This is a genomic window from Flavobacterium sp. GNP002 (genome assembly GCF_054343795.1).
Genome location: NZ_JBTGUW010000001.1, coordinates 2,993,626 through 3,011,739 on the forward strand (window position 1 = coordinate 2,993,626; position 18,114 = coordinate 3,011,739).

Annotated in this window: 20 protein-coding genes; 11 read left to right on the forward strand and 9 right to left on the reverse strand. The window is 33.5% G+C overall.

Annotated features, from left to right (window positions below):
- Window positions 1-113 precede the first annotated feature (113 nt).
- The 5 genes from ACXX80_RS12980 to ACXX80_RS13000 all read right to left on the reverse strand — a co-directional run bounded on the left by ACXX80_RS12980 (window position 114) and on the right by ACXX80_RS13000 (window position 3,962).
- Complete coding sequence (locus tag ACXX80_RS12980) at window positions 114-959, reverse strand: 3-keto-disaccharide hydrolase (RefSeq protein WP_458553561.1); 846 nt, start codon at window positions 957-959, stop codon at window positions 114-116.
- A 130-nt stretch (window positions 960-1,089) separates the two neighbouring features.
- Window positions 1,090-1,638, reverse strand: coding sequence for a GNAT family N-acetyltransferase (locus tag ACXX80_RS12985; protein ID WP_458553562.1), 549 nt, complete (start codon window positions 1,636-1,638; stop codon window positions 1,090-1,092).
- A gap of 18 nt (window positions 1,639-1,656) precedes the next feature.
- Window positions 1,657-1,938: a hypothetical protein gene (locus ACXX80_RS12990; RefSeq protein WP_458553563.1), complete on the reverse strand. Its 282-nt coding sequence runs from the start codon at window positions 1,936-1,938 to the stop codon at window positions 1,657-1,659.
- Window positions 1,939-2,498: 560 nt separating this feature from the next.
- On the reverse strand, window positions 2,499-3,377 hold the full coding sequence (locus ACXX80_RS12995) for an alpha/beta hydrolase (protein ID WP_458553564.1): 879 nt from the start codon (window positions 3,375-3,377) through the stop codon (window positions 2,499-2,501).
- Window positions 3,378-3,482: 105 nt separating this feature from the next.
- Complete coding sequence (locus ACXX80_RS13000; protein ID WP_458553565.1) at window positions 3,483-3,962, reverse strand: hypothetical protein; 480 nt, start codon at window positions 3,960-3,962, stop codon at window positions 3,483-3,485.
- Between the two features lie 405 nt (window positions 3,963-4,367).
- Here ACXX80_RS13000 and porX point away from each other — a divergent pair, with 405 nt between their 5' ends.
- The 5 genes from porX (at window position 4,368) to ACXX80_RS13025 (ending at window position 8,591) form a co-directional block, all read left to right on the forward strand.
- Entirely contained in the window at window positions 4,368-5,921 is a 1,554-nt protein-coding gene (porX, locus tag ACXX80_RS13005) for a T9SS response regulator signal transducer PorX (RefSeq protein ID WP_458553566.1), read from the forward strand.
- A 73-nt stretch (window positions 5,922-5,994) separates the two neighbouring features.
- On the forward strand, window positions 5,995-6,402 hold the full coding sequence (gene tsaE / locus ACXX80_RS13010) for a tRNA (adenosine(37)-N6)-threonylcarbamoyltransferase complex ATPase subunit type 1 TsaE (RefSeq protein ID WP_458553567.1): 408 nt from the start codon (window positions 5,995-5,997) through the stop codon (window positions 6,400-6,402).
- 8 nt (window positions 6,403-6,410) lie between these two features.
- Window positions 6,411-6,884 (forward strand): GNAT family N-acetyltransferase, encoded by a 474-nt coding sequence (locus ACXX80_RS13015; RefSeq protein WP_458553568.1) that lies wholly within the window; start codon window positions 6,411-6,413, stop codon window positions 6,882-6,884.
- Window positions 6,885-6,979: 95 nt separating this feature from the next.
- The gene (locus ACXX80_RS13020; protein ID WP_458553569.1) at window positions 6,980-8,179 is read left to right on the forward strand and encodes an alanine dehydrogenase; all 1,200 of its coding nucleotides are present in this window, start codon (window positions 6,980-6,982) and stop codon (window positions 8,177-8,179) included.
- Between the two features lie 37 nt (window positions 8,180-8,216).
- Complete coding sequence (locus tag ACXX80_RS13025; RefSeq protein WP_458553570.1) at window positions 8,217-8,591, forward strand: DUF4258 domain-containing protein; 375 nt, start codon at window positions 8,217-8,219, stop codon at window positions 8,589-8,591.
- 220 nt (window positions 8,592-8,811) lie between these two features.
- Here ACXX80_RS13025 and ung read toward each other — a convergent pair whose 3' ends face one another.
- Window positions 8,812-9,492: a uracil-DNA glycosylase gene (ung, locus tag ACXX80_RS13030; RefSeq protein WP_458553571.1), complete on the reverse strand. Its 681-nt coding sequence runs from the start codon at window positions 9,490-9,492 to the stop codon at window positions 8,812-8,814.
- 146 nt (window positions 9,493-9,638) lie between these two features.
- On the opposite strand from ung, the gene ACXX80_RS13035 reads away from it, so the two are divergent.
- The 3 genes from ACXX80_RS13035 (at window position 9,639) to ACXX80_RS13045 (ending at window position 12,531) form a co-directional block, all read left to right on the forward strand.
- Complete coding sequence (locus ACXX80_RS13035) at window positions 9,639-11,804, forward strand: endonuclease MutS2 (RefSeq protein ID WP_458553572.1); 2,166 nt, start codon at window positions 9,639-9,641, stop codon at window positions 11,802-11,804.
- Window positions 11,805-11,910: 106 nt separating this feature from the next.
- On the forward strand, window positions 11,911-12,327 hold the full coding sequence (locus tag ACXX80_RS13040) for a thiol-disulfide oxidoreductase DCC family protein (RefSeq protein WP_458553573.1): 417 nt from the start codon (window positions 11,911-11,913) through the stop codon (window positions 12,325-12,327).
- A 78-nt stretch (window positions 12,328-12,405) separates the two neighbouring features.
- Window positions 12,406-12,531, forward strand: a complete 126-nt coding sequence (locus ACXX80_RS13045) for a hypothetical protein (protein WP_256371164.1) — start codon at window positions 12,406-12,408, stop codon at window positions 12,529-12,531.
- A 64-nt stretch (window positions 12,532-12,595) separates the two neighbouring features.
- Here ACXX80_RS13045 and ettA read toward each other — a convergent pair whose 3' ends face one another.
- From ettA to holA, 3 genes are all read right to left on the reverse strand, one after another.
- The gene (gene ettA / locus ACXX80_RS13050; RefSeq protein ID WP_113633893.1) at window positions 12,596-14,290 is read right to left on the reverse strand and encodes an energy-dependent translational throttle protein EttA; all 1,695 of its coding nucleotides are present in this window, start codon (window positions 14,288-14,290) and stop codon (window positions 12,596-12,598) included.
- 75 nt (window positions 14,291-14,365) lie between these two features.
- Complete coding sequence (locus ACXX80_RS13055) at window positions 14,366-14,548, reverse strand: CAL67264 family membrane protein (protein WP_091169561.1); 183 nt, start codon at window positions 14,546-14,548, stop codon at window positions 14,366-14,368.
- A 76-nt stretch (window positions 14,549-14,624) separates the two neighbouring features.
- On the reverse strand, window positions 14,625-15,629 hold the full coding sequence (gene holA / locus ACXX80_RS13060; RefSeq protein WP_458553574.1) for a DNA polymerase III subunit delta: 1,005 nt from the start codon (window positions 15,627-15,629) through the stop codon (window positions 14,625-14,627).
- 92 nt (window positions 15,630-15,721) lie between these two features.
- On the opposite strand from holA, the gene ACXX80_RS13065 reads away from it, so the two are divergent.
- From ACXX80_RS13065 to ACXX80_RS13075, 3 genes are read left to right on the forward strand one after another with little or no spacing between them, the layout of a single operon-like run.
- Window positions 15,722-16,171, forward strand: a complete 450-nt coding sequence (locus ACXX80_RS13065) for a type I restriction enzyme HsdR N-terminal domain-containing protein (RefSeq protein WP_282717738.1) — start codon at window positions 15,722-15,724, stop codon at window positions 16,169-16,171.
- Window positions 16,172-16,184: 13 nt separating this feature from the next.
- Window positions 16,185-17,192 (forward strand): glycosyltransferase family 2 protein, encoded by a 1,008-nt coding sequence (locus tag ACXX80_RS13070; RefSeq protein WP_458553575.1) that lies wholly within the window; start codon window positions 16,185-16,187, stop codon window positions 17,190-17,192.
- 44 nt (window positions 17,193-17,236) lie between these two features.
- Window positions 17,237-18,070: an OmpA/MotB family protein gene (locus ACXX80_RS13075; protein WP_315211794.1), complete on the forward strand. Its 834-nt coding sequence runs from the start codon at window positions 17,237-17,239 to the stop codon at window positions 18,068-18,070.
- Window positions 18,071-18,114 lie beyond the last annotated feature (44 nt).

Consider the following 18,114-nt stretch of genomic DNA (forward strand, 5'->3'; position numbering starts at 1 on the left):
TGTTTTTAAGGTCAACAAATATAAGTAAATTAGATTTTAAAACAGAGACGTTCCTTATTCTGATTTAGAGCCAAAAAAAACGGAGCGTTAATTGCGCTCCGTTGGTAAACTTTTTAAAGTTTTCTAATCCAAATATTTCTGAATTGATTTTTAGAATCATGATCTTGAAGCGAAATAGCATCTTCACCATGAGAGGACGGATAATTATGTAAACCAATATAAAGTGTCAACCCGTTTATGGTAGTATTATTTTGTACCAAAACCCCATTCAAAAATACGGTTATTCTAGCCGGAGCATCAATTCTACCATCAGCTTTGAATTGAGGCGCTGTATAAATTACATCATAAGCATTCCACTCTAATGGAGTTTTTACAACGTTTACTAATGGCGGATGGTCTTTATAAATACTTCCCGCCTGTCCATTGCTGTATGTTCTGTTATTGTAGGAATCCAATATTTGCAATTCATACCTATTTTGGAAAAATACACCACTGTTTCCTCTTGCCTGTCCGCCATCTAAAACGACATCTGGTGCGCTCCATTCTAGGTGTAATTGGCAATCACCAAAAGCCATTTTGGTTTGAATGGCTCCAGAACCTGGAACAACTTCCATATAATCTTTGTCGACAATTTTCCATCCTGCAGGTTTGCTTGCATCTTTTTGACTTACCCACTGATCTAAGTTTTTACCATCAAATAAAATAATGGCATCCGAAGGTGCATTTCCAAGAGTTTTTGCAGGTGTAATAACTTTCACTTCCGGTTCCCAAATTTCAGTCATTTCGGGTTTCATAGGCATTGGGGAAACCTCCGGTGGAGTATTCACATATTTGTGTTGCGCCATAGCTGCTGTTGCAGAAAACAAAGCAATCAATAAAAAAGAGTTCTTGAAGTTTTTAGATTTCATAGTTACATTCATTTGGTTTAATAAAATATAGGGTAATTGTTCTCTTTTCAATATTAAGCATTTTTTTTTCACAAACTAACTTTTAATTTAAATATAACTAATTGATCGTTAAACTTTAGATTCCACACGAAATCATCCCAAATAAATTGCTTAATCAATTTTAAAAATGGAGTGTATTTTTCTATTGATATGTATCAGTTGCTAAAATAGCGTAGCCGTAATTATCAGACCAACCAGATGACAACGGCAATAGTTTTCGGGTGTGGGCTTCTCTTGTCATTCCGGTTTTTTCCAAAACGTTGATGGAACCTATATTTCCCACTGCACAACCCGCTTCAATCCGATGTAGATTCAGTTCATTGAAACCAAAACGGAGAATTTCTTTTATAGATTCTGTAGCGTAACCTTTGTTCCAATGGTCTATGTGAAATTTGAACCAAACTTCGGCATTTTTATATTTCGCTTTCCCCAAATTGATTCCAATTAATCCTATAATTTGGTTTCCCGTAATTAATTCGACCGCAAAAGTAAAATGAGTCGTAAGTGCTTTATTGTTTTCAAAAATCCACTTTTCTAACACCCGTTTTGTTTCTTCGATATTTGCCGGAATTCCTAACGTATTGAATTCATCTGTTTCTTTCAACAAATGCAATTCATGAATATAATCCAAATCCAATATGGTAACTGGCCTTAAAATCAATCGTTCTGTTTTGAGAATTAGAGTGTTCATTCTTTGTTCTTTATAATACTAAAATAACTTATATATTCTGTGAATAGGAATCATCACACCTTGCTTTAAAATAACATTTTTGTCTGTAACAGCCCAAACCGTAGTATCTACAACTTTTTTGGATTCGCTGTCTTCAAAGAATATTTTAATTTTTGAATGCTCTAAATTACCCAATGATAAGGCCCTGTTGATTTCACCTATTCTAGTTTTTATTTCGTCAACGTCGTTTAAAACATCTGTTTTGGGAAATTTAAGAAGCGCAATATCTTCTTTATCAATAAGTTTAAAATCTTCTGTCATAATAATAAAAATTTAATTAATAATAAATTGCAGTACTGTGGTTATACAAAAAATTGACCAATTTTATTCGCCATAATACTACAATACAAAAATAAAAGCTCTGCGATTTGTTACTGCCAATTTTATATTAATTTTTCTCTGTGTAATGTCTTATTTTCTTAATGTTGTCAAGGTTATTATTCAAAAAAATAAGAACTTAATATCCCTAATTTATAATTTTCCGAGACTTAATAGAATTACTCTTTTCTTAAATAATTCTTATAAGATTAATTGACAGCTATTAAAAAATGAAAAATTACAAAAATGAAATTTACTGCTTTAAAAATACTAAACAACCGCTTTTTAGAAATGCTGAAACTTTTAATTAAACTATCGCTTTTTTATGATTTTGTCTTTTTCAAAAGTCTCTTCATTTTCAATTAGGTCGTTTCTGCAATACCTAATAAAAGAACCATTTTTTTTTCTGTTTTTGAAATTTCCAATTTGCCAACGCTGTACTATTTCCCGATAGAAGGTCCACTCGCTTTCCATCAGCCCATTGACAAAAGCGCCTTTTGCTTTCACTTTTCCATGCGCATCGGATTTAAAATTCTCAAGGCGTTAAAAATAGCTTGATGCGTAATCGTGGCGTGGTCTTCCTTTGGCAAATAGTCAAAATTGACTTGTATTGTTTTAGACTTTGTACTTTTTAATTTTTCTGTTAATAGATTTGCATCTACTTCCATAACATGCGGAATCTCACTTGGTGCAAGTCCTTCTTTTCCAACTCCTATGTAAATATCAATTTTTTTATTAAAGTTTTCTTGATAAATAACTGAATTTTGACGAAATAAAGAGCCATTATCCCACCACAAACTGGGACTTATGATGATGTACTTATTAAATAAATTGGGTTTTTGAAGCAAAATTTCGGTGGCCAAAAGTCCACCTAATGATTGTCCAATAATGGTTTTTGAATCATTTGTTTTGTATTTCTTTTCAATATAAGGCTGTAATTCCTTTTCTAAAAATGAAATGAAATTTGCCGATTTCCCCGCAGTTGTATATTTTTTTTGGTCCGCTTCGATCGTAGTTTGATATGTAAAATCTCTTTTACGATCCACATTTGCGATTCCCACAACAATTGATTTTGGAACTCTATTGATCCATGAAAAACTGTTGAATTGAAAAAGCCCAACAACGTGAATAAAATCTTCGTCTGCGGAACCATCCAGCAAATAGATTACCGGATAAGTAATGGTATCATTTTTTTGATATCCTTCCGGTAAATAAATGTTTAGTATTCTTTTTTCGGATAATACTTTTGAATGTATTTCTTCGATGCTTCCCAGAACAAAAGGTTTACTATTCTCTTTTGGATTGTTATTTTGCGAATTAGAAGCTACTGTAATAAAGAGCAGTATTAAAATCAGTATTGGTTTCATCATTTTATTTTTCATCGAATATTTTTAAAAGCGAATGTGTGTGGCATTCTTTTATATTGTTCGTTTTTTGTAATTGTATTTAATTTTGTTAGCTGTCAAGAGCGTTATGCCTAATCAGTATTAGGTATAAAAAAATGTCCGGAATTGATTTCTAAACAGCATCTTTTTTGCTAAATTATTTAAAAATACTTGAATGTAATAATTTGTTGAGATTAATATTGTGTTCGATTTACGTTGATTTTGATTTCCAGATGTAATATCAATTTTAATGTTTGTCTTATCTTCATACACTTTTTCAATATTTAAATTGATATAATCCTCCAATAAATATAATTTACAAACTGGAAGTTCTCCGAACTCGCACTTTGATAAATACAGATTATTTGAAACTTCTCCTGATTCTTTATTTTTTGGACTCCCTGACAGATTTTTAACAATAACTATATTGACAACATTATCGGTTAAGGTGTAAGTTTTGAAAGTGCTCATATTTCCGAATAAATGATTTAATTCAAAATCGTTTATTTCTTTAGTTTCAATTTTTTGCGATTTACAACTTAGAGTTGTCATAATAAATAATACTAAAATTAGTTTTTTCATGATTATTTTATTTTGACTATTAATTTTGTAGAAATACAATAATACCAAATATATAATAAATTCATTACAAATAATACAATACAGTTTTGTTTTCTGAGAACTTTTCTCATCAAAATATAGTACTAACCCCCAATCATTCTCGCAACTGCGTGAGGGATGGAAGCGGCATCCTTTCCTTTTTTCTTTAAAAAGGAAAGATACAGCGTACAGCCCGACCCGGACGGAGTTTACGGAGGATGGGGCACACCCAAAAGCAAACATAAAACAAAACGGACGCGAATTGTATTTTTGTAAAATGTAGCGAAAGTGTGTTAAAAAATTATCATAATATTAGCAGGTAGCCGTTACAAAAAAATGTAATTTGGCACTTTAATTTAGTACGTTAGTACACTTGTTGATACAATTATGGATAAAATAAAAATACTTTGGGTTGATGATGAAATCGACCTTTTGAAACCACATATATTATTTCTAGAAAAGAAAAATTACGAGGTAACAACCTGTAACAACGGGCTTGACGCTATTGGGATTTTTGAGGAAAATAATTTTGATATTGTTTTTTTGGATGAAAATATGCCCGGAATGAGCGGCTTGGAAACGCTATCAGAAATGAAGGAGAAAAAATCTTCCGTTCCCATGATTATGATTACAAAAAGCGAGGAAGAATACATTATGGAGGAAGCCATAGGTTCTAAAATTGCCGATTATTTAATCAAACCCGTGAATCCGAACCAGATTTTGTTGAGTTTAAAGAAAAATCTGGATCATTCCCGATTGATTTCGCAAAAAACAACGCTGGATTACCAGAAGGAATTTAGAAAAATCACTATGGAAATGGCGATGGTGAATTCCTATGAAGACTGGATTGAGTTGTACAAGAAATTGATTTTTTGGGAACTGGAATTGGAAAACATCGATGATCAAAGCATGATTGAAATTTTGGAATCCCAGAAAACAGAAGCCAATTCGCAATTTGGAAAATTCATTGAGCGCAATTATGAAGATTGGTTCGCTCCAAAAGCTGATAAACCGGTTCAATCGCATACTTTATTCAAAGAATTAGTGCTTCCTGAACTCAAGAAAAAAGACAAACCCATTTTGTTTGTCGTGATTGACAACCTGCGTTACGACCAGTGGAAAACCTTTGAAAGTGTAGTGGGAAATTACTATAAATTAGAAAAAGAAGTACCCTACTACTCTATTCTTCCTACGGCGACGCAATATGCGAGAAACGCGATTTTCTCTGGTTTAACGCCATTAGAAATGGAAAAACAGTTTCCGCAATACTGGAAAAATGACCCGGAAGAAGGTGGAAAAAACCTTTTTGAAGCAGAATTTTTGACAGCGCAATTGAAACGATTGGGCTTGAATATCAAGGAAGATTATTTTAAAATCACCAGTCTTGCCGGCGGAAAAAAATTATCAGAAAGTTTTAAAGCCTTAAAAGATAATGACCTTGTGACAATAGTTTACAATTTCGTTGATATGCTTTCGCATGCAAAAACAGAAATGGATGTAGTGAAAGAACTGGCCTCTGATGATAAAGCGTACCGCTCACTGACGTTGAGTTGGTTTAAGAATTCCCCGCTTTTGGAAATCATTCAACAGGCTCAAAAAATGGGTTTCAAATTGATTTTAACTACCGATCACGGTACGATAAACGTAAAAAATCCATCGAAAGTGGTGGGTGACAAAAACACGAGTTTGAATTTACGTTACAAAACAGGACGCAGTTTGACGTATGAACAAAAAGATGTTTATGCCGTGAAAGAGCCAAAAAATATTGGTTTGCCTGCAATAAATATGAGTAGTTCTTATATTTTTGCAAAAAATGATTTGTTTTTGGCGTATGTCAACAACTACAATCATTATGTGAGTTATTACAAAAATACGTATCAACACGGTGGAATTTCATTGGAAGAAATGATTATTCCGTTTTTAGTTTTTAATCCAAAATAAAAAAAGAAGTCAGGCTTAGTTTTCAGTGTACGGCAAGAACCTTAAACTTTAAACATTAAACAATTTTATAAGAATGAATATCATTTTTTCTATAGACCAGCTCGAAGAAGTAGCGCAAAAAATTATAGCCAATAATCCTAAAAAAGTGATTCTTTTTCATGGAGAAATGGGCGTTGGAAAAACCACTTTGATTAAACAATTGTGTAAAACGCTTGGTGTAACTGGTGCTACAAGCAGCCCAACCTTTTCTTTAGTTAATGAATACGAAGCCAATGATAATCAGCTAGTTTATCATTTTGATTTTTATCGATTAAACAAAGAAGAAGAAGCTCTAGATATGGGAATTGATGATTATTTGTACTCCGGAAATTGGTGCTTTATAGAATGGGCGGAGAAGATTCCAAATTTGATTCCTGAAACACATTCCGTTATAACTATTTCACTGCTTCCTGACGGAAAACGTTCTTTAACCTTAAGCTAAAAGTAATTATGAGTTTAGATAATACTGTAGAAATCATCCCTTTTTCAGCAACATTAGCAGCGCCTATAAAAACCTTAAACTTGGAATGGCTGAAAAAATATTTCAAGGTGGAACCCAAAGATGAACTTGTGCTTTCGGATCCGCAAGGTCAGATAATAGACAAAGGTGGAATGATTTTTTATGCGAAATATAACGATGAAATCGTTGGAACGGTATCCTTAATAAAAATTGACGATACGACTTTTGAACTGAGTAAAATGGCAGTTACAGATGGTGTACAAGGATTAGGAATTGGTAAAAAACTGATGCTACATTGTCTTGCTGTTGCCGAAGCAAAAGGAATGGAAAAACTGATTTTATATTCGAACCGGAAATTACTGTCGGCTATACATTTGTATGAAATTTTTGGTTTCGTAGAAATACCGTTGGAAGATGGCGTTTATGAACGAGCCGATATAAAAATGGAAAGAATCATTCGCTAATTGTAAATGAAAGTTAACTTATATTTATCCCCACAAATCGTGTGCTTTTTTTAAAAGTTTTTACGTAAATTGTACACCTTAATTTAACATCATCAATGTCAATTACTATAACGCCATTCACAAAACAACAGCTATTACCTCAAGAAGAAAAACTAGAGGTTGCAAGACAAAAAAGCGAACTTTTTATAGGTATTCCAAAGGAAACCAGTTATCAGGAACGCCGAATTTGTCTTACCCCAGACGCTGTGAACTCGCTTACTTATCATGGCCATCGCGTAATGATTGAAGCGGGAGCGGGATTGAGTTCGAGTTATACCGACAAAGAATATTCTGATGCAGGTGCCGAAATCACTAATGACACCAAAAAAGTATTCAGTTGCCCCATGATTTTGAAAGTGGAACCAGCCACACTCGCTGAAATTGAAATGATGAACCCGCAGACAATTCTGCTGTCCGCCATTCAATTGAAAACACGCAAGAAAACATATTTTGAGGCGTTAACGAAAAAGAAAATTACTGCTTTAGCTTTTGAATACATCAAGGACGAAGACGGAACGTATCCTGCGGTGAAATCCTTGAGCGAAATTGCAGGAACAGCATCCATTCTTATTGCTGCTGAGTTGATGATTACCAATGAATTTGGAAAAGGATTATTATTCGGGAACATTACCGGCGTCCCTCCTACTGATGTGGTTATTTTGGGCGCAGGAACCGTTGGGGAATTTGCTGCTAAAACCGCAATTGGTTTAGGCGCCAGTGTGAAAGTTTTTGATAATTCTATTACCAAATTGCGACGTTTACAAAACAATTTGAATCAGCGTATTTTTACTTCTACCATACAACCAAAATCCTTACTAAAAGCATTAAGACGATGTGATGTAGCCATTGGCGCCATGCGAGGCAAAGAACGTTGTCCTGTTATAGTTACAGAAACCATGGTGGAGCACATGAAAAATGGAGCCGTAATTGTGGATGTAAGTATTGATACAGGCGGTTGTTTTGAAACTTCAGAAGTGACGTCACACGAAAAACCTACTTTTATCAAAAACAATGTATTGCATTATTGTGTACCCAATATTCCTTCCCGATATTCTAAAACGGCATCACTTTCCATAAGCAATATAATTTCCCCGTACCTGATGAAAATAGCAGAAGATGGCGGCATCGAAAGTGCAATTCGTTGTGATAAAGGATTGAAAAATGGCGTTTACATGTACCACGGAATCCTCACTAATAGTTCCATAGGCGAATGGTTTGATTTGCCTTATAGCGACATCAATTTAATTGTTTTTTAAGAAAACTTTCTTCTACCTTTGCCAAAAAATATAATTCATGAAGTTTATACATCGTTTTGCCTATTATCTAGTAGGTTTAGTAATAGGACTGTTTTTTGTAGCATTAGTTTTCAGTGGTAAAGACACCCGCTGTAATTATTTTCCAAATGCAAGAGTTTTAAATGATTTGAGAAACAAACCTTTCCATTATTCGGATAAAGCATCGCAGATTTTGGCTGAAAAATGGATTGACACTGCCGATATAAAAAACACATTACAATATGGTGATGTAGATTTTGACAACAGTAATATTGAACTTAAAAAAGGAAAGCTATATATCATCGATGGAAAAACAATCAAAAACCAAGAGGTAACTTTGAAAGTCATTAATTACACTGATAAAGCCGTTTTAGAGGATATTATTAAAAAATAGGCATTTTAATTAGTGTTATTTACGGTTAAATTTTTCAAATAAAACTATTTTAATTTGGGCGTGACCCTACAGATTGCTCCGTCGTTCCTCCTCGCAACTTCGGGTCGTGCTGTACGTTCCCGCTTTTTTTGGAGGCTAAAACGCCTCTCAAAAAAGAGCTCCACTTCCATCACTCACGCAAAGTAGGTAAAATACCAATTTACGCTTTCAAAAAACACAATTAATCTACTGAAATCCAATTAATTAACCCTAATTTGTTTTGTTTTAAATACGCATTCGTTTTACTAAAATGTTTATTCCCAAACCATTTTCCCTGATTGGCGCTCATTGGCGAAGGATGCCCGGATTCTAAAACCAAATGTTTGTTTCGGTCTATTTTGAGTCCTTTTTTATGGGCGAAATTCCCCCAAAGCAAGAAAACAACATGCTCTTTTTCTTCCGAAATTTTCTGGATAACTGCATCCGTAAAAAGATTCCATTTCAAATGTTTATGACTATTCGCATTGTCTTCTCTGACCGTCAGCGAGGCATTCAATAACAAAACGCCCTGCTTTGCCCAAGATTCTAAATTACCGGAAGTGGGCATGAAAATAGTTTCCAAATCCTCACTCATTTCCCTGAAAATATTGCGTAAAGAAGGCGGAATTCGAACACCATCATTCACAGAGAAACACAAACCATTGGCTTCGCCCTTGCCGTGATACGGATCTTGACCAATAATAACCACTTTTACATCTTTGAAACTACAATAATTAAACGCAGCAAATATCAATTCTTTCGGAGGATAACACGTATGACTTTTATATTCTTCGTCAACAGTTTCCATTAATTCTTGAAAATAAGGTTTCTTGATTTCATCAGATAAAATGGATTGCCAAGTGGGATTGAGATTGATTTGCATAGTTAAATATTAGAAAGCAAAGATACAGAGAGAATATTTTTTTTGAATCATAAAAAGGATAATAAACATTCATTAATTCTTTGTGAAAGTCTGTTAAATAGTCTTAACTATTAGCTATTTTTGTGTTGAAAAGAATTATACGATAAATGATATCCATCACTGAAAAAACATTACAAGATTTACAATTTCCAACTGTTCTTGAAACCATTTCGACAATTTGTAATACAGACATCGGAAAACAAAAAGCATTAGAAATTACCCCTTTTAAAGACAAGGAAACATTGATGCAAGCATTAATGCAAACCTCAGAATATGTTTCGTCTTTCCAAAATAACAATGCGATTCCCAATCATGGTTTTGATGCTATCACGCATGAAATAAAGTTTCTGGCCATCGAAGACAGTTTCTTGGAAGTGGGCAGTTTTAGAAAAATTGCTACCATTTCTACAACGGTAAATTTCTTGTTGAGTTTTTTGAGAAAATTCGAGGATTATTATCCAAATATAAACGCAAGAGCAAACCAAGTCGAACTGACTAAAGAAATCATCACGATGGTGGACGAAGTAGTCGATAAATACGGCGAAATTAAAGACAATGCCTCCCCGGATTTATTGAACATCCGACGTAGCATGAATGCTGTTCGCGGAAAAGTTAATCAAAGTTTTGGAACTGCATTGACGCATTACAATTCGCTGGGATATTTGGATGATATCAAAGAAAGTTTTGTGCAAAACAGGCGAGTTTTAGCAGTTTTAGCTATGTATCGCCGTAAAGTCAAAGGATCTATTTTAGGCAGTTCAAAGACAGGAAGTATCGCCTATATCGAACCCGAAGCTACTTTACAATATTCCCGTGAATTGAGTAATCTTGAATACGAAGAGAAAGAAGAAATCACCCGAATTTTAAAACAGTTATCCAATTATATTCGCCCATATTTACCGCTTTTAATCAAATACCAGGATTTTCTTAGTGATATTGATGTAATTGCTGCTAAAGCAAAATATGCCAATAAAATCAATGGAATTTTGCCAACAATTACAGAGGAACGCCGCCTTTATTTTAGAGAGGCCTACCATCCTATTTTGTATTTGAACAACAAACAAAAAAATGAAATTACGCATCCGCAAACTATTGAATTAAGTCAGGAAAGTAGAATCATAGTGATTTCCGGGCCTAATGCGGGAGGGAAAACTATTTCGTTAAAAACCGTAGGACTACTGCAATTAATGCTGCAATCCGGAATGTTGATTCCGGTACACGAACGCAGTGAAACGTTTTTATTTGATAGGATTTTAACAGACATTGGCGACAATCAATCTATTGAAAATCATCTAAGTACATACAGCTACCGATTAAAGAACATGAACTACTTTCTAAAGAAGTGCAATAGAAAAACCATGTTTCTTATTGATGAGTTTGGTACGGGTTCAGACCCTGAATTAGGAGGCGCTTTAGCCGAAATTTTCTTGGAAGAATTCTACCATCGGGAAGCTTTCGGGATTATTACAACGCATTATTCAAATCTAAAAATTTTGGCTAACGAATTACCTTTTGCCACCAATGCCAATATGATTTTTGATGAAAAAACATTAGAGCCATTGTACAAGTTGGTTTTAGGTCAAGCAGGAAGTTCCTTTACCTTTGAAGTGGCTTTGAAAAACGGAATTCCTTTCAGCTTAATCAATCGGGCGAAAAAGAAAATTGAAGTTGGAAAAGTACGTTTTGATAAAACGATTGCAACACTTCAGAAAGAACGTTCTAAAATGGAGAAAACTTCGCAAACGCTTAAAGAAGAAGAAACGAAAGCGCGTGAAGAAGGCAAGAAAATGGAAACCATTAATGTAAAAATCAAACAGAAACTGGAAAGCTATCAAGAATTGTACGACAGCAACCAAAAGACAATTTACATAGGTCAAAAAATTGAAGACATTTCGGAGAAATATTTCAACAATAAAAACAAGAAAGAACTCCTTGGTGAATTTTTGAAAATAATTGAAATCGAAAATTCAAAGCGTAAGAAAGCTACAACCAAAGAGTCGAAAGCTTTAATTGAAAAGAAAAAAGAAGTCATTCAAGAAGTGACTGTTCAGGTGGAGGAAATCAGAAAAGAAAAGAAAGAGAAGAAATTGAAAGTCGTGATTGAAAAACCAAAACCAATTCTAAAAGTAGGCGATCGCGTGCGAATGTTTGATGGAAAAGCAGTAGGAACCATCGATTCTATTGAAAAAAACAAAGCAACCGTGAACTACGGGGTATTTACTTCAAAAGTCAGTCTGGAAGCACTGGAATTTGTGGAAGCCGGGAAAAAGTAGATTAAAGTTATTGCGAGGAATGAAGTAATAACACTAATAATATACAAGTTGAGTAACTTAATGCGATTGCTTCGTTCCTCGCAATGAAATAACAAAACAAAAAAAAATGCTCAATATTCCTAAAGGCAAAAAAATAATTCTCTTTGACGGCGTTTGCAATCTGTGTGATTCCGCGGTGCAAACGATTATTAAGCATGATAAAAAAGATGTTTTCCGGTTTGTAGCCTTACAATCTGATTTAGGTCAAAAAATAATCAAACACTTGGGAGTTGATACCAAAAAAACAGATAGTATAATTCTGTATCAGCCTGGTTTTGCTTACTATTATAAATCCGAAGCTGCCTTAGAAATTGCTAAACATTTGGGAGGAATATTTTATTTTGCTTCACTGTTTTCAATATTACCCACTTCTTTCAGTAACTATATTTATGATTATATCGCTAAAAACCGGTACAAATGGTATGGGAAAAAGGAAACCTGCTTGATTCCCACAAAGGAGCTTCAAGCCAAATTTTTAGATTAAACACCCAATCATGATAATTATCATACCTTTTATTTTACAAGAATAATATATTTGAACAATCTTAAAAATAAATGAATTATGAAAGACACCACACTTTTTTCTTGGGATAACGGAACTTTTATAATGGTTGTCGTATTCGGATTAGTTATAGTAGGAATTATTTCAGCAGTTTTCATTATGATGAATTCCGACAGAAAAAAATAACAGCATAAAAAAGAGGATGCCTTTGTGGACATCCTCTTGCTGCTATTATCTATAAATAGAAAACTTAACTTCTAATTAATTTTCTGTATTTCAATCGTTTTGGAGTTAAATCACCACCTAAACGTTTCTTTTTGTTTTCTTCATATTCAGAAAAACCACCTTCAAAACAATACACTTCAGAGTTTCCTTCAAAAGCTAGAATGTGCGTACAAATTCTGTCCAAAAACCATCTGTCGTGAGAAATAACTACCGCACAACCTGCAAAACTCTCCAAACCTTCTTCTAACGCACGAAGTGTATTGATATCCAAATCATTTGTAGGCTCATCCAGCAAAAGTACGTTTCCTTCTTCTTTCAAAGTCATAGCTAGGTGCAAACGGTTACGTTCTCCACCGGAAAGCATAGAAACTTTCTTGTTTTGTTCTCCACCACCAAAATTAAATCGTGACAAATAAGCTCTTGAATTTACTTGTTTTCCGCCCATCATAATCAATTCCTGACCGTCAGCAAAGTTTTCCCAAATCGATTTATTAGGATCTATGTTAGAGTGCGCTTGATCAACATAAGCAATCTTTACAGTATCACCTATTGAGAATTCTCCTGAATCTGGCTTTTCCTCGCCCATTATCATTTTGAAAATAGTTGATTTACCAGCACCGTTTGGTCCAATAATCCCAACAATTCCTGCTTGAGGCAATGTGAAATTTAAATTATCATACAGTAATTTATCTCCAAAAGCTTTAGCAACATTTTTAGCTTCAATTACATTCGTTCCTAAACGTGGACCATTTGGAATATAAATTTCCAGATTTTCATCCAATTGCTTTTGGTCTTCATTCAATAATTTATCGTAGTTCTGCAAACGCGCTTTTTGTTTCGTTTGACGTCCTTTGGCACCTTGACGAACCCAGTCCAATTCGCGTTCTAAGTTTTTTCTGCGTTTCGAAGCTACTTTTTCTTCTAATGCCATACGGCTTGATTTTTGGTCTAACCAAGAAGAATAATTTCCTTTCCAAGGAATACCTTCACCTCTGTCTAATTCCAAAATCCAACCAGCAACATTATCCAAGAAATACCTGTCGTGCGTTACTGCAATTACAGTTCCGGCATATTGTGCTAAATGTTGTTCTAACCAAAGTACACTTTCCGCATCCAAGTGATTCGTAGGCTCATCCAAAAGCAAAACATCAGGTTGTTGCAACAACAAACGACATAAAGCTACACGACGACGCTCACCACCGGATAAATTCTTAATTGGCGTGTCACCTTCCGGAGTACGCAACGCATCCATGGCAATTTCAAGTTTGGTATCGATTTCCCAAGCACCCAATGCATCAATTTTATCTTGCAAAAGCGCTTGACGATCCATCAATTGCTCCATTTTATCAGCATTTTCATAAACCTCAGGTAAACCAAAACTATCGTTGATTTTATTGAATTCATCTAAAACTGCCATCGTTTCAGCAACACCTTCTCTTACAATTTCAATAACCGTTTTACTATCATCTAAAATAGGTTCTTGTTCTAAATAACCTACTGTATAACCTGGTGCAAATACTACATCACCTTGGTAGTTTTTATCAACACCGGCAATAATTTTTAATAACGAAGATTTTCCAGAACCATTTAAACCCAAAATACCAATCTTAGCTCCATAAAAGAAACTCAAATAGATATTTTTAAGTACTGGTTTATCTGCTCCTTGATAGGTTTTACTCAATTTTGACATTGAGAATATTACTTTTTTATCGTCTGCCATCTTTATTTTTTAATTTAAATTATATTTATATTATCTATTTGATCTTAAGTCTAAGATCTACATTAAAAATAACTACTAAAGTCTGCCTTTAAGCGAACTAAACACCCAAGCATTAGCCAAAAAGCCAACACCTACAGCTGCAAATCCCCAGCCTGCTACGTCATCATATCTAAAAGCGCCTAATGCGATAAGCAATAAACCCATTACAATCATTATCAAAGTAGCCCAACCTAAAATAGTATTTTTATTCATTCCCATAATTGTGGTATTTATTTTTAATAATCCAATTCCGAATCGTCGGAACGGGAGTGCAAATATCGGAAATTTTTGTCCTTTAATTAAATATTTTATAAAGCATTTCTCGTAACAAATCAGATTGAGACATTGCATTTGCGCCAACTCCTTTACTTTTTACATCAATATCTCTTAAAGCACCTACAATTTGACTTACTTTTTTCATTGGATAGTTTTTCAAAGCCACATCATATTCTTTCAAAAAAAATGGATTTACGCCTAATACAGCCGATACATTTTTTAGATTTCTGTCTTTCAAACCGTGGTATTTCAGTAATTGGATAAAAAAACCAAAAACCAGACTTGTAGTTACCACCATTGGATTGTCTTTTGGATTTTGAGCAAAGTTTTCAGCAATGGTATAAGCTTTTAATTGGTTGCGTTCGCCAAGAGCTTTTCGCAATTCAAATACATTAAAATCCTTACTGAAACCTATATTTTCCTCGATGTGTTTGGGAGTTATAGTGCTTCCAACCGGAAGAATGATTTGTAATTTTTCTAATTCATTGTTTATTTTACTTAAATCTGTCCCAAGAAATTCTACCAACATGGCATTTGCTTTAGGCTCAATCGAATATTTTTTACCGGATAAAACGCGCTTAATCCACTCTCCTACCTGGTTTTCATATAGTTTCTTGCTTTCATAAACGATACCGTTTTTGGCTAACAGTTTGGTTACTTTTTTACGTTTATCAAGCGTTTTGTATTTATAACAAAAAACTAAAACTGTTGTTGCCATTGGGTTTTCAGCGTAACTTTCCAGTTTATCTATGGTTCTGATTAAATCTTGGGCTTCTTTAACAATAACCACTTGACGTTCCGCCATCATTGGATAGCGTTTTGCAGTCGAAATGATATCTTCTATAGAAACATCTCTTCCGTATAAAACGGTTTGATTGAAGCCTTTTTCTTCTTCAGACAACACTTTTTCCTCAATATAATCTGAAAGTTTGTCAATATAATATGGTTCTTCACCCATCAAAAAATAGATTGGTTTAATGTTCCCGCTTTTTATATCATTTACAATTTTTATGACCTCGTCCATTCTTTTTTGTTTAAAGTTTGAAGTTTAAAGTTTGTTGCTTCGAATGAAACTTTTAAACCCTAAATTTTAAACTTATTTAATACTTTTGCTTTATGCAAAAACTAAATTTTCAGCTTTATAATTTTCGTTTCAAAAATAGCGAAAATAAAGTCTCCATTTTTGATGAAATCAGGAAAAAATTTATCATTCTTACTCCCGAAGAATGGGTTCGTCAGCATGTAGTCCAATTTTTATTGGAAGAAAAAAAATACCCAAAATCATTGATTAATGTAGAGAAAGTTTTAAAAGTCAATGGCTTACGCAAAAGATACGATGTCGTGGTTTTCAATTCTGATGGTTCTATTTTCATTTTAATTGAATGCAAAGCACCTGAAGTAAAAATTGCACAAACAACTTTCGACCAAATTGCAAGGTACAATATGACAATGAAGTCCGAATTTTTGATGGTAACCAATGGATTGAATCATTACTTTTGTCAAATGGATTTTGAAAATGAAAAATATCAATTCCTCCCTGAATTGCCAATGTATAAAATTGTATAATCAAATAATCTAAATGAAAATAGCTGTTGTCATCCTGAATTGGAATGGAATTTTATTGTTAGAAAATTTTTTGCCTTCAGTGCTAAAATATTCTCCGGAAGCCACAGTTTATGTAGCAGATAATGCTTCTACAGATGATTCTGTTTCTTATGTGAAAGCTTTTTTTCCTACAGTTAAAATTGTAAACAACGATACTAATTTAGGATTTGCAGACGGATACAACCAAGCTTTAAAGCATATTGAGGCTGATTTATATGCGTTAATAAACTCTGATATTGAAGTGACTGAGAATTGGTTACAACCCATTCTTAAAACGTTCGAAAATGAACCAAAAACCGCTATAATTCAACCTAAAATACTGGATTTCAAAAATAAAGAATACTTTGAATATGCTGGTGCTGCCGGTGGTTTTATAGATCAATACGGATATCCATATTGTCGTGGTCGTATTTTTGACACTTTAGAAAAAGATAACGGACAGTACGATGATAACTGCGAAATATTTTGGGCAACCGGAGCTTGTTTTTTTATTAGAAGCGCCGTTTATAAAGAATTAAAGGGTTTTGATGATGTTTTTTTTGCACACCAAGAAGAAATTGATTTGTGTTGGCGTGCCATTAATAAAGGATATAAAATAAAATATATTTCAGAATCAGTTGTGTATCACGTAGGCGGAGCTACTTTACAACAAGGAAATCCGAAGAAAACGTTTTTGAATTTTAGAAACTCCTTATTGATGCTGACAAAAAACCTTCCTAAAAATAAATTGTATCCAATTCTTTTAGGCAGAATGGTTCTGGATGGAATTGCTGGAATACAATTTCTTATGAAAGGAAAATTCAATCATTTTGTAGCAATATTGAAAGCACATTTTTCTTTTTATAAACTATTTTTAGTTCATTATAAAAAAAGAACAAAATTTCAAGAACAAAAATACTATCACACAAAAAGTATCGTTTACATCTATTTTATTAAGAAAATCGTTGTTTTTAACGATTTATTTAGAACAAAACAAATATAAAAAAGTAACTTTGTCTTTAACATTTAATTAAATTAATACCATTTATGAAAAAAATAGTAATTGCCTTATCTGTATTAGCACTATTGACTTCATGTGTTTCTAAAAAGAAATACACTGATTTAGAAGCTAGAAATAAAGAAACTCAAGACTTGTTAAATACTGCAACAGTAAAATTAAATGCTTGTTTAGAAGAAAAAGCAGCACTTTCTGCTACAGCGTCTCTTTTAAAAGAACAAAACCAAGGATTAATAAGCACTTCTAAAGACATGACTATCTTGTCTACAAAAGGAGCAGAAAATATTGAAAAAGCTTTAGAATCTATCAAAGAGAAAGATTTAAAAATCAGCAGAATGCAAGATGCTTTAACTAAGAAAGACAGCGTAACACTTGCTGTAGTTACTAGTTTGAAAAGCGCTGTAGGAATCTCTGATCCAGATATCGAAATAAATGTTGAAAAAGGAGTTGTATTTATATCTATTGCTGATAAATTGTTGTTTAAAACGGGAAGTTACGATGTAACTGATAAGGCAAAAGGTGTTTTAGCAAAAGTGGCTAAAGTAGTAAATGATAAACCAGATTTTGAATGTATGGTTGAAGGTCATACTGATAATGTTCCTTATAATGGTTCAGGTATTTTATTAGACAACTGGGATTTAAGTGTGAAACGTTCTACTTCTATCATTCGTGTATTAACAACTCAATTAGGTGTTAAACCAGAGCAATTGATTGCAGCAGGAAGAAGTTCATACATTCCTTTAGTAGCTAATGATTCAGCTGAAAATAGAGCTCGTAACAGAAGAACTCGTATTGTTGTTTTACCTAAAATCGATCAGTTTTATGAAATGATTGAAAAAGAGATGAAAAAACAAAGACCATAATTTTTTCTTTATATTCAAAAATAAACGCCTCAAAATTGAGGCGT